The following is an 11,999-nucleotide window of genomic DNA, read 5'->3' on the forward strand; positions in this document are numbered from 1 at the left end:
AGGCGGTTTGGGAGTAGCCCACCGATGGCAGGGCGAAGAGGTAGGAAGATTTTGGAGGTAGGAAAATTGGCCCGAGCGAATGGATGGTGCAACTCATCATTTTCTTACCCCGAAATCTTCCTACCCCCTTTTCCGCGATGGCTAGGAAAACCGACCGGACCACGTCCTACTTCCCATCCATCACGATCACCTTTGCGCCTCGGACGTGCCCGTGCTTGAGTTCCACCAGCGCCCGGTTGGCCTGTCGGAGCGTGTAGGTTTCGACTCTTGGACGGATCGGGATTTGTGCCGCGATTCCGGGCCCGGATCCGGGATCGGCAATGAGGTGAACTCCAGCGGAGTGCGGCAATCGTCAAGCGAGACGATCCCGGGCAGCACCATCGCGTTCATCATGTCCATCGGTTTGTCTCCGGGGCCGCCGGTGTTGGTTCTTTTCGCACCAGCCGACAAAGTGCATCTGCCATGCCGACAGCGAGGGCGACATCGGACGGCGCCCGGCGGGGCAGGCGGTTCATCCGAGAGATGAAACGCCACGTCGAAGGTGCGAATCCGCACGAGCCGGCCTGGACCTGAGAACGCGGCGCGCGGATTCGCCCATTCTCCGCACCCTTACGGGCTTCTTGCGAGTGTCCTGCGGCCATCGAATCCACCTTTGCAGTCCGCGCGATGTCTGAACAGGTCGTCAGTCAGCTGATGAGTCGGTGTCGCTTTGGCGGTGCCTCTGGCGCCGAGATTGCCCCCCTTTACAGGCCGGAACCGTTCGCGTGAAAGAAACGCCGGCAAACGAGGGAGACCACTCAATTCGGCACAAGAGATGCTAAAAGATCCGATTGTCGACTGGATGTTCCCGCCGGGCCGGGGAATGTCGATTTGCTTTTCCTCGGTTAAAGGCGGGGCCGAGACCACCATCGCACGACGGAACGCGCGAGCTTGTCACGGGCGTCTGGTTCGGGTCACGCCCCAACATTTGATCAGGGAATTCGATGAGTATCGACCTAAGCACCAACTTTGGCGGCTTACATCTTCAAGCTCCGATCGTGGTGGGCTCTTGTCCGATGACGGCGGAGGAACCGAGCCAAGTCGCCTTCGTTTCAGCCGGCGCGGGGGCGATCGTGTTGCCTTCGCTTTTCCAAGAGCAGGTGTTGTTGTGGAACGATCGCAAAGGGGTCGCGTTTTCGCCCCAGGAACAGGCTTTGCTCAAACGCAGTCGACGGGTTCCGGTGGAGAACGCCGGATTGGATGCAGAGTCGTACTTGGGAATGGTCACCCGCGCCACATCGCAGCTCTCGATTCCGGTGATCGCCAGCTTGAACGGTGAAAGCGGAGGCAACTGGTTGGATTTTGCTAAGGAAGTTGAACAGGCCGGTGCGTCGGCAATCGAGTTGTGTCTGCAGCCGCCGCCGCCGAGTGTGTATGGCACGGCGCGCGAGGTGGAAGATGCGGTCGTCGACGTGGTGACCAAAATCGATCACGCGATCAAGATTCCGCTGTTCGTCAAATTGCATCGCAGCTACACCCGCCTCAGCCAACTCTCGTGCCGGTTGCTCTCGGGCGCTCAGGGGTTGATTCTGTTCGGACGACTGCCCGACACGGATATTTCTCTGGACACGTTCCAGTTGAAATCGGAATGGACACTGACCGAACCGGGAACGGTCACCAAGATCATCGGGCCGGTCATGCAAGTCCACAGCTACTGCCCCGGCATGCCGCTGGCCGCATGCGGCGGTATCGGGACCAGCATTGATGTCGTGAAAGCCTTGTTGGCCGGCGCCGACGTCGCGATGGTCACTTCGGCGGTCTGTCGCGAAGGCCCGACGGTGGTGCGAACTCTGGTCGATGGGCTACGAAATTTCCTGGAACGTCGTCACATGAAATCGCTGGACGACCTGTTCGAAAAGCGACCGCTGGAATTCGACTCCGAAGCCCAACGCAACGATTACCTGAAAGGGCTGACGGCGCGATTCGATCCCGCCGAAGTCCGCCGTAAAGTCTCGCACTTGCACGGCGATCGCTGGGGTCATCCGACCAGCGATGCCTTGGAAGGCTGACGTCGTGCTTGTCTAAATAACGCAAGTGTCGTCTCAGGTATCGGCAACACATGCCAGCGGGAAGCGTCATGGGCTGTCGATTTAATCGCAACCGAAACAAGAGTGAGCCGATGGCGCTAGCCACGGGCCTCGAAGGGCGATGCTGGCACCACTAGGCCCGCGGCTAGCGCCGTCGGCTCACTAAATCGACAGCCCGGTCAGCGAGCGGCCCGACGATCATTGCGCGCACGTCTCGTTCATTCATTGGAAACGAATTGGATCAACAACGCCGAAAGCACTTGAGCGTAGACCTGGTGCCCGAAGTCGTTGGGATGGTTGACGCCGTTGCCGGTCAGGTCCGCGTCCTTCTTGCGTTTCATCATTTCGATCCAGACGCTGGTCATATCGGCCAACGCGATGCCGGGCCCGCAAAGCGACGCCAATTGGTCGCGGTATTTCGGCAACACGTCATGGTTTAACCGCACCCAGTCCCGGTTGCCGGTCATCGGAGCGATCAAAATGAATTCTGCTTCGGGGCACGTGTCTCGCGTTTGCCGAACCATCTGGGCCGTGTTCTGACCGAACTCCTCCGCCGAACGTCCCGCGGAATCGTTCATGCCAAAGGCCAGGATCACCAGGTCGGGATCGTGTGGCGTGACCTGGTCGATCATTGAGATGCCCCACGGGGTCGACTGTCCGCCGACCGACAGATTGGTCAACGTGACTTCGGTTTGATAGTGCCGCCGCAGATGCTCGACAAGTAGGTCTTGGTATGCGGGTTGAAACGGTGCCCCGCCTCCCCAAAGTGATGCGTTGCAACCGGTCGAAATACTGTCCCCGAGCAACACGATCGAAAGCGGCTTTTGGCGACGCAGCTTTTCAAGCGTCCTGGGAAGCGAATCGGGATTGAATGCGGGGATCGACGGCGGCCAAGAGGCGTCCGCTTTCTTGTATGTCACGTGCGTTTGCATCCGGTGGTATTCCAGGTTTGCGCCGAACAGGATCTCCCCATTCCCGTCGCGATGCGTCAGCCGATGTTTCTGCGAATTCGCCGGTCTCCGCAGGTCCGACGGCGGTGTCGTGACCACGCGTGAACCGGCGGGGATGACGATCGGGCGACTGCCGGGAGTGAATTGATAGTCCACGCCCTGTTGATACGTGATGTCGCCCGAGGAACTTCGCATCGTCAGAATCTCGTCAATCGGAAACAACAGTGTTCCGCGTGCTTCGCCCGATTCGGGATCACGTACGAACAACACCGGTTCCTGCTCCACGACGTCGCTGAGCCAAAACGGCCGCAGTTGATCGGCAGAGTACTGCCAAGTGGCCGTGTCCGTCGCAGGTTGCTGGGCTCGCGTAACAATGGCTTGCGAAACAAATCCCGCGAGAAACAGTGTGTAGACGAGATAGACTGAACGGAGCGACATTGAATTGATGAAGGTATGTGGGGACGGACAGGTTGCAGGAACACCAGGATGATGCGTCCTTTATACTTCGTCCCGCCGCCAACCATCCACCAACTCGGTCGAGGCATCTCCGCTTTGCAAAAAACACGATCGGATCGTCACCCGGCAGGTCAGGTCTTCCTTGCCGGTTGGTTTCTCGTTCTGGCATTCGCGCTGGCCGTGGGGCCTAGCCCACCGGCGCAGGGCCAGGTCGCGACATCGGTTACGTCGCCAACCATCACCTCGGGCACGCTCGGAGCGAAAGCGACCTGGAACACCCCGTGGTACGTCATCGACAGCGGGCATGACGGACCGACGGTATTGATTACCGGCGGCATTCACGGCAACGAACCGGCCGGGGCGCGAGCGGCCGAACAGATCCGTCATTGGCCGATCGAGCGTGGGAAACTGGTGGTCATTCCCCGAGTCAACCGGCTGGGGCTTGCAGCCGACATTCGCTGGACGCCGGAGCATCGAAACGACCGCCGGCGGCGCGATCTGAATCGCAGTTTTCCTACGGACGAGCGCGATGAAGCATTGACCGATCAGAGCGCCGCGATCTGGGATTTCGTCATGCAGCATCAGCCGGAGTGGGTGTTTGATCTACATGAAGGGTTCGACTTTCACCGCATCAATCCGAAATCGGTCGGGTCGAGTGTGATCGCGTTCCCCAGCCAACGCGACTTTGCCAAACGCATCCAACGATCCGTCAACGTGGTGATGGATCCCAAACATCCGTTCGATCTGCTGGCCCAAAACGGTCCCGTGGTGGGCAGTTTGGCTCGCGCGTGTGGCGAACAGTTGGGCGCGGCGAGTTTTATTTTCGAAACGACCTTCAAAGATCAACCGATCTCGCTGCGGACGCGTCAACATCGACACATGGTGTCGACCGCACTATTGTCGATCGGCATGATCACCGAGGACTGTGTCGATCGATTCACACCCGCTCCGCAACGCGGCATGACCAGCGTGGCGGTGTTCGACGATTCGGGCGCGAATGAAACGAAAGTCCTCAAGGTCCTTGATGGTCGGCCGGAGTTGTCGGTGCGGTTGGTCGGCCGAGATGACATGCGCCCGTCGGTTTTGGAGCAGTTCGATGTGCTGGTGTTTCCCGGTGGTTCGGGCAGCAAGCAAGGCAACGCGATCGGGGCGCAACGTCGCGATCATGTTCGCCGATTCGTTCGTGACGGCGGAGGAATCGTGGGGATCTGCGCCGGTGCCTATCTGTGTTCGTCGCACTATGCATGGTCGCTTGACTTGATGAACGCCGCCGTGTTCAACAAGACGGTGGAGATCCCCGGCAAGGGGCGAAAGTCGATGTGGTATCGTGGACCGGCCACCGACGTTGACGTCGAACTGACCGCTCGTGCGGCAGAGGTGCTGGGAGTTTCTGGAACAATACCGATCCGGTATCAAAACGGCCCGATCCTTTCTGCGGGTGACGACGACTCGCTACCCGAGTTTGAACCCTGGGCCTACTTCCGCAGCGAGAACGGAATCTACGAGCCACAAAAGGACACGATGATCGGTGCCCCGGCCATCGTGTTTGCACGTTATGGTCAAGGACGCGTATTGGCAATCAGCCCCCACTTCGAAAGCACCGCGGGACAGGCCGACGTGATTCCCCTCGCCATCGCCCACGTCCGCAAACGTTCGATTGATCCGCGGTAGGATCGATGGTCTAGCGCAGGTTGGTGTTTAGCCTTTAGGCGATTCCCCCTCGCTGCATAGCAGCGACCCCGGGCGGCTAAAGCCTGAACACCAACACGTATGGATTACAATGTCGCGGCTGCGTCTTTGCTACCTCTCCTGTTTTGCCCCACCTCCACGACCTTTTTTGCGATGAATCAACCCTTCCGTTCCCGACGTTCCTTCCTGAGAACCACGGTCACCTTGGCGGCAGCGAGTCCATTTGTCGGTGGGCTTGTCCATGCACAGGGCGATGAAGACTCGCCGCCGTTGATCGCGTACGTCGGCACGTTCAGTTCGCCGCTTCAGGATGTCTTGCCGACTCAGGTCGACTTGCCGCCGGGCAACGGGCGCGGCATTCATCTGTTTCGCGTCGATCGAACGACGGGGCAGCTGTCCGCGATCGGGACGCAGCGGATGGGGACCAGCCCCAGCTGCTTGGCCGTCAATGAGGCTGGCACGCGATTGTATTCGGCCAACGAAACCGATCGTGTCGGAGCGGCCAAGGAGGGTTCGGTCAGCACGTTTTCGATCGATCGATCTTCCGGTGAACTGACGCCGATGGGGACGGTTCGCAGCGGCGGTGCCGGCCCGACCTACATCAGCTTGCATCCGAGCGGGCGGTTCCTACTGGTCGCCAACTACTTCGGCGGCAGCGTGGCGGTGTTGCCGGTCGCCGCGGACGGACAGCTGGGGGAACCGGTCGACGTCAAACAGGACGCCGGAACGATCGGCCCGACACAAGCCACCAACTCCCCGCCGGGAAGCTTTGCCATCAGCGGTCACGACCGAACGCATGCCCACATGATTCAATCCGATCCGTCGGGACGGTATGTGCTGCACTGCGACTTGGGGCTGGACAAGATCTTTATATGGCGATTCGACGACCAAACAGGAACGCTGACCGCCAACGATCCGCCGTCGATTTCGCTGCCGCCGGGCGACGGGCCGCGACACTTTCATTTTCATCCGGAAGGGCGATGGTTCTACAGCATTCAAGAAGAAGGGTCGACGATCGTGCTGTTCGACTACGACTCCGATGCGGGACGATTGACGGAGCGACAAACCATCTCGACGCTACCGGCCGAGTTTGTCGGCAGCAACTTCTGCTCCGAGATCCTGGTCTCCGCCGATGGACGATTCGTCTACGCCGGCAACCGATTGCACGACAGTGTGGGGATCTTTTCGGTCGGTCAAACGGGAGAACTCAGCTACGTCGGCGAAGAGTGGACGCGGGGAAACTATCCACGTAGCTTCAGTTTTGACCCGTCGGGGCGGTTCTTTTATTGCCTGAACCAACGCGCCGACAACATCGCGATTTTCGAGGTGAATCGCCAAACCGGCGCACTGGATTTCACCGGCCACTACGCCGCCGTGGGAAACCCATCGCACATGGTGTTCCTGGATCTGGCTGTTCAATGAGAACGCCACCAGGAACACCCACACCGCCGGCCTCCATTTTTTGACCAGCCAGTTTTTTGAACGACGGCCTCGCCCCTTGCTCGCGCCGTGGGCTAGTAAATCAACCGGCCGGTCAGCCGGCAGCGTCACCGCTCGATCAAATACAGATGCGACTTGCTGCGTAGGATCAGTTGGTCGTCGACGACGGCGGGGGAGGCCATGAAGCCGTCGCCGAGTTTCGTCTTGGCCAATTCCTGATAATCTTGGCCGGGCTTGATGGTCAGGATGTCGCCTTCGGTGCTGAAGGCATAAATCCGGCCGCCGGCGTAGATCGGTGAGGCGGCGAAGGAACCGCCGGCGCGTTCTTGCCAAACCACGTCGCCGGTCCTTGGGTCGCGAGCGGTGACAACGCCGTCGTCGCTGTTCATGTACAGCAAACCGTCGACGAGCAACTGGGACGACTTCTTGGCGACACTTTTTCGACCGGACCACTCGATGTGTGTCCCCGTCACGTCTCCCTTGCCGTCGGGACGGACGGCGACCATCGAACCCATGCCGTTGGTGATGAACACCAGCCCATCACCGTACAACGGCCGCGCCGAGGCGTTCATGCCTTCGTGATAGACCGTCCACAGGGTGTCACCGCCCGACGGATCATAGGCGATCGTTGCCACGGCGCTGGGGTAGACGAGTTGCTCTTGACCGTTGACGGTGATCACATGGCCGGTGCAATACGCTTTCATCCGGTCGCCGTCGTTGGTGCCGTAGTCGATCTGGCGTTCTTTTTTCCAGACTGTTTCGCCCGTTTCTTTATCGAGCGCGACGACATACTGGACATCGTAACCGTCATAGGCGATGAACAGTTTGCCGTCGTGCAGGATCGGCGACGACGCGGGGCCGCGGTGGTGATCACATTCCAGGTCCTCGCGTTTCCAAATCACTTCGGCATTGGCGGTGTCCAGGCAAGCCGTCAGGTAGCTGCCGAAGTGGATGTAAACGCGCCCGGCTTCGATCACCGGTGTCGGCGTCGCGTAGCTGTTCATCGGGTGACAAAAGGCCGGCGATTCGTTTTCCATCAGCACCTTGTCGTGCACGATCGCACCGCTTTTGCGGTCGACACACAGGACGGACATTTTCGTGCCGTCCTCGGTGGCCGTCGTCAACCAGATCTGCTCGCCCCACACCACCGGCGATGACCATCCTTTACCGTGGATCGGCGTCTTCCATTTGACGACCGAATCGTCGATCGCGACGGGCAGGTCCGCGTCGCCGGCTTGGCCATCGCCGGAAGGGCCTCGGAATTCGGGCCAGTTGGATGCAAATGACGTGACAGTGAAGACTGTCACCAGGAGGACGGCGGCGGTGCTGCGCATCAGTAGGTGATCCAGGCGATCGGGTGGGCGAAAATGGGAAGGCGTTGTCGAGCCTGCAATCATAGGTCGCCCGCGACGCGTTCTCAACTGGAACGCGGTCCGGTTCCGATTCGCTATACTCAGGTGATGACCAAGCCCCAGCCCGAACCGATCGCGCCCGGCCAAGTCGTCGGGCTTGCCAAAGCGGTCTTGAAACAGGATCGCTTTCCCTATTTGGCGTCGATCGACGGCGATCAACCCCGCGTTCGTCCCGTCTCGCCGGTCCGCACCGACGGGTTCACCGTTTATGTGGCCAATTTGCGGAGCTATCACAAAACCGGGGAAATCGCGGCCAACCCGAAAGTCGAGCTGTGTTACTTGAACGACAGCCACGACCAGGTTCGCATCACCGGGGTTGCTGCCGTCTTGGATGACGCGGATGTCATGCAACAAATTTGGGACGCGAATCCGTTGCTGCGGAATTACTTGGGATCGATCGACAATCCCGAGCTGATCGTTTATCGCGTCGATCCGGTTCAGGTCCGCTTCATGCGTGAGTGGGCGTTGGAGTATCACGAGGTGGATTTCCGACAGGCCGGTGATGCGTGAATTGTTCCGCACGTTGCCGTTGATGTGCGTCGTTTTGTTGGTTCCGGTCTTGCCGTTCCTGTTTTTCGGCGGCCAATTGGAAGATTGGCTGCGCGGTGTCGCCGAAGATCCGCCGTCGGTCGCCGCGACCGCGGCTTTGGTGATCGGGTTGCTGGCAACGGACATCTTGCTGCCGATTCCTTCCAGCGTGGTCAGCACGCTGAGCGGTTGGCAACTCGGGTGGTGGCGGGGAACGCTGGCAACTTGGGTGGGAATGAATCTTGGCGCCGTGATCGGCTTTGCGTTGGCCCGGCGTTGGGGCCAGCCCTTCGCGTTGTGGTTTTCCAGCGGCAAAGATCTTGATCGGATGCGCGAGGTCAGCGAGCGTTACGGACCGCTGGTGCTGGTGCTGACGCGGGCGATGCCGGTGTTCGCCGAAGCGAGCGTGTTGATTTCGGGAATCCATCAGCTTTCCTGGCGGAGATTCCTGCCGGCGATCCTGCTGAGCAACCTGGGCATCGCGATCGCCTATTCGGCCCTCGGTGAATACGCCCAACGTCACCAGTGGCTGCCGTTCGCGCTGGGCGTGTCGATCGGGTTGCCGGTTCTGATCGCCGCGGCGGCAAAACGGTGGCTTCCGGAGTGAAAGATGGGGTGGTCAAAAACTTTGTTGGTCAAAAGATGGGGGCTGAACCGGTGGCGATCGGAGCTTCCTGCCTCCCATTTTTTGACCAACAAATTTTCTGACCAATCCGACCGCAGCTGACTGGAAAAAACGACGAAGCGGCTTTCCGCGTCCACTTTTGTGCTGCTGATGCGTTTGCTTGATCGGTAGGATAAACTGGCGGCGCAGGCGAGGAGTTCCTTCCCTGCTCGCCCCATCGTCCGGCATCCCCCTGCAGATCGATCCCACCTCCGATGCACGACCTCCGATCCCTCCGGTTTTCAGCACTGCTGTTCTTCTTCAGCGTGCAATCGTTTTGCCACGCCCAGTCGCGACTGGACGAAGCGCCGATCAATTACACCGAGACCAAGGGTGAAAACCGCGTGTCGGCGATGATCGACAAGGTTGACTCGGGTGAACTCGATTTAATTTACGAAGACGGCTACGGGTACCTGCGATCGATCCTCGACGAGCTGCAGGTTCCGGTCTCGTCCCAGGCACTCGTGTTCTCGAAAACCAGTTTGCAGACGGGGCGGATTTCACCGACCAACCCGCGGGCGATTTTTTTCGGCGACGATGTCTACGTCGGCTGGGTCCGCGGCAGTTCGTTGTTGGAAATCTCCGCCGCCGATCCCAAACTGGGTGCGGTGTATTACACCATTCAAATGTCCCCGCGGCGCCCTTCGATGCGACGCGAGAATTTTCGCTGCTTGGGCTGCCACGAACGGACCGACGATCATGGCAAGGTGCCGGTTCACACGATCCAAAGTGTGATGGCGCGAAGCAGCGGCAAGATCAATCTGTTGCTCGATTCTTTCGTCACCGATCACACCAGCCCGATCGCCGAGCGCTGGGGTGGATGGTACGTGACCGGCGGCCACGGCTTGATGAAACACATGGGCAACGCGTTTCTCGAGGGCGACCAACTCGTTTCGTTGGGCCCGTCCGATGCCGAAACGCTGCAGGGGCAGTTTGACCTGTCGCGATGGCCCGTCGCCAGCAGCGACATCGTGGCGCTGATGGTGTTGGAACATCAGGTGGAAATGCACAATCAACTCGCCAGTGCAAACTTTGCCGTGCGACGAGCGCGATACGCATCAACCGATCCAGCCGACGAGGTGGCGGATTTGGATACCGTCATCGATCGATCGGCCAAGCAGGTTGTCGATCACCTGCTGTTTGTCGATGAAGCGAAATTGGAATCCGAGATCCAGTGTTCCAACACGTTCGCCGACGACTTCGCAACAAAGGGCCCGACGACCAGGGACGGCAGATCGCTGCGACAGTTCGATCTCAAGCGGCGGCTGTTTCGGTACCCGTGCAGCTACACGATCTATTCGCCCGCGTTCGCAGCCTTGGATTCGCAGCTCAAAGACCGCGTCTTTCAGCGGTTGTGGCAGGTGCTCTCCGGGCAGGATGTCTCCCCGGAGTACGGGCACTTGAGTTCGCAGGACCGTGGCGACATCTTGCAGATTCTGCGCGCGACTCTAGACGACCTGCCCGTGTCATGGACAAACGCCGAAGCATCCTAAGAATCGCCCATCCATGCCAGCGGGAAGCGTCACGGCCTGTCGATTTAATCAGCCGTTTGGCGCGAGCCTACGGGCCCGGTGCGTTCTCTCAATGGTCCATGCCCGTACGCTCGCGCGATACGGCTGATCACACGTGGGACGGTCCTCGTGACAAGGCTCCGCCTTGTCACGCACGGGTTGCGAGGCTCCGCCTCGCGCATCGTCGGGAGGCGGAGCCCGGGGACGAGGGCGACCGGCGGCGGCAGATTTTGCGGATTTTTCCCGTTCTGACGGCACTCAGGATTGGTTTTGGAGCGAGAATTTGCCTATTGTGAAGGTGTCCGCCGCCTTTCGGGCTGCCGATCTCTCCGTTTCACCCCCTCAAATGAGTCCAACCATGAAACGATTTCTTGCCTCTGCCGTCGCGGTTCTGGTCGTCGCGACTGCCACCACCTTGACCGCCGACGTGGACCTGAAAGACATCCAATGCGTGGTGGCGAAAAAAGCCGCCGACGCGAGCAAGTCCGCCGACTATAAAGACGCCAAAGTCTATTTCTGCTGCAACGGTTGCGCCGGCAAGTTTGCCAAGGACACCGAAAAGTATGCCGTCAAAGCCAATCACCAGTTGGTCGCGACCAAGCAATACGTGCAAAAGAAGTGTCCGTTTAGCGGTGGGAAATTGAACGAGTCGACTGCGATCAAGTTGGCCGGCACCGAAGTCGCGTTCTGCTGCAATAATTGCAAAGGCAAAGCGGAAGGCGCCGAAGATGACGAAGCCCGATTGAAGCTGATCTACAGCGACAAGTCGTTCAAGAAAGGCTTTGAGCTGGCAAAGAAAGAGTAGCGATCGATGCAGCAATGTGTGAACGCGTGCTCGGGAACGTCACCCGGCTCGCGTCGATCACAATTGCTGGATGTCGCGTTTCAATCGACGACTGGCTGATCAGATGGAGAACCGGCAACACGCTCGTTGTGTTGTCGGTTCTTTCTTTGCGCCCTGCCAGCTGGACTGCGCCACATCTAGCGATGGGACTCTTCCTCGCGGCGTTTCCCGTGGACAGTCCGCTAAGTGACGTTTCGCACGACGGCGGAACGAACGACCAAGTTGGGGTGAACGCCTTGGCGAGTTTTCGCCAGCATGCTCCTCCGCCAATGAACCGCTCCGCTGAATCGACGGACGGTACAACGACGGAAATCAAGTGCGTCGAGTGTATTCCCTGACAAGCCCGCTCGTTGATCACCCCAGATTAGGCGTTTGATTTCTCCCCGCGGTCTCAAACTTTTTGACTCGGCGCTGGCCGATTCGCTATCGTGTACCAACC

The 11,999-nt window shown here is 59.5% G+C and carries 9 protein-coding genes; 7 read left to right on the plus strand and 2 right to left on the minus strand.

Annotated features, from left to right (window positions below; translation table 11 throughout):
• Window positions 1-983 precede the first annotated feature (983 nt).
• Complete coding sequence (locus Mal15_RS10335; protein ID WP_147867684.1) at window positions 984-2,048, plus strand: beta/alpha barrel domain-containing protein; 1,065 nt, start codon at window positions 984-986, stop codon at window positions 2,046-2,048.
• A gap of 236 nt (window positions 2,049-2,284) precedes the next feature.
• On the opposite strand, the gene Mal15_RS10340 is transcribed toward Mal15_RS10335, so the two are convergent.
• A complete protein-coding gene (locus Mal15_RS10340; RefSeq protein WP_147867685.1) occupies window positions 2,285-3,454 on the minus strand; it encodes an SGNH/GDSL hydrolase family protein in 1,170 nt (389 codons plus the stop codon).
• 48 nt (window positions 3,455-3,502) lie between these two features.
• Here Mal15_RS10340 and Mal15_RS10345 point away from each other — a divergent pair, with 48 nt between their 5' ends.
• Together Mal15_RS10345 and Mal15_RS10350 are read left to right on the plus strand one after the other, a co-directional pair.
• Complete coding sequence (locus tag Mal15_RS10345; protein ID WP_167546718.1) at window positions 3,503-5,143, plus strand: BPL-N domain-containing protein; 1,641 nt, start codon at window positions 3,503-3,505, stop codon at window positions 5,141-5,143.
• 171 nt (window positions 5,144-5,314) lie between these two features.
• Window positions 5,315-6,583, plus strand: a complete 1,269-nt coding sequence (locus Mal15_RS10350) for a lactonase family protein (RefSeq protein WP_147867687.1) — start codon at window positions 5,315-5,317, stop codon at window positions 6,581-6,583.
• Between the two features lie 125 nt (window positions 6,584-6,708).
• On the opposite strand, the gene Mal15_RS10355 is transcribed toward Mal15_RS10350, so the two are convergent.
• Window positions 6,709-7,935, minus strand: coding sequence for an outer membrane protein assembly factor BamB family protein (locus Mal15_RS10355; RefSeq protein WP_147867688.1), 1,227 nt, complete (start codon window positions 7,933-7,935; stop codon window positions 6,709-6,711).
• Window positions 7,936-8,061: 126 nt separating this feature from the next.
• Between Mal15_RS10355 and Mal15_RS10360 the strand changes: the two genes are divergently transcribed.
• The 4 genes from Mal15_RS10360 (at window position 8,062) to Mal15_RS10375 (ending at window position 11,521) form a co-directional block, all read left to right on the plus strand.
• Window positions 8,062-8,523, plus strand: coding sequence for a pyridoxamine 5'-phosphate oxidase family protein (locus Mal15_RS10360; RefSeq protein ID WP_147867689.1), 462 nt, complete (start codon window positions 8,062-8,064; stop codon window positions 8,521-8,523).
• Window positions 8,516-9,148, plus strand: a complete 633-nt coding sequence (locus tag Mal15_RS10365; RefSeq protein WP_147867690.1) for a TVP38/TMEM64 family protein — start codon at window positions 8,516-8,518, stop codon at window positions 9,146-9,148. The genes Mal15_RS10360 and Mal15_RS10365 overlap by 8 nt, the downstream gene beginning before the upstream one ends.
• A 272-nt stretch (window positions 9,149-9,420) precedes the next feature.
• Entirely contained in the window at window positions 9,421-10,698 is a 1,278-nt protein-coding gene (locus Mal15_RS10370; protein ID WP_147867691.1) for a hypothetical protein, read from the plus strand.
• Window positions 10,699-11,074: 376 nt separating this feature from the next.
• Complete coding sequence (locus Mal15_RS10375) at window positions 11,075-11,521, plus strand: hypothetical protein (RefSeq protein WP_147867692.1); 447 nt, start codon at window positions 11,075-11,077, stop codon at window positions 11,519-11,521.
• Window positions 11,522-11,999 lie beyond the last annotated feature (478 nt).

Origin of the sequence: Stieleria maiorica (assembly GCF_008035925.1) — a bacterium.
Classification (GTDB): Bacteria; Planctomycetota; Planctomycetia; order Pirellulales; family Pirellulaceae; genus Stieleria; species Stieleria maiorica.

Bases quoted from the DNA above. Each gene is read 5' to 3' on its own strand.
- Mal15_RS10335 (WP_147867684.1), top strand. From the start codon at position 984: ATGAGTATCGACCTAAGCACCAACTTTGGCGGCTTACATCTTCAAGCT.
- Mal15_RS10340 (WP_147867685.1), bottom strand. From the start codon at position 3,454: ATGTCGCTCCGTTCAGTCTATCTCGTCTACACACTGTTTCTCGCGGGA.
- Mal15_RS10345 (WP_167546718.1), top strand. From the start codon at position 3,503: ATGATGCGTCCTTTATACTTCGTCCCGCCGCCAACCATCCACCAACTC.
- Mal15_RS10350 (WP_147867687.1), top strand. From the start codon at position 5,315: ATGAATCAACCCTTCCGTTCCCGACGTTCCTTCCTGAGAACCACGGTC.
- Mal15_RS10355 (WP_147867688.1), bottom strand. From the start codon at position 7,935: ATGCGCAGCACCGCCGCCGTCCTCCTGGTGACAGTCTTCACTGTCACG.
- Mal15_RS10360 (WP_147867689.1), top strand. From the start codon at position 8,062: ATGACCAAGCCCCAGCCCGAACCGATCGCGCCCGGCCAAGTCGTCGGG.
- Mal15_RS10365 (WP_147867690.1), top strand. From the start codon at position 8,516: ATGCGTGAATTGTTCCGCACGTTGCCGTTGATGTGCGTCGTTTTGTTG.
- Mal15_RS10370 (WP_147867691.1), top strand. From the start codon at position 9,421: ATGCACGACCTCCGATCCCTCCGGTTTTCAGCACTGCTGTTCTTCTTC.
- Mal15_RS10375 (WP_147867692.1), top strand. From the start codon at position 11,075: ATGAAACGATTTCTTGCCTCTGCCGTCGCGGTTCTGGTCGTCGCGACT.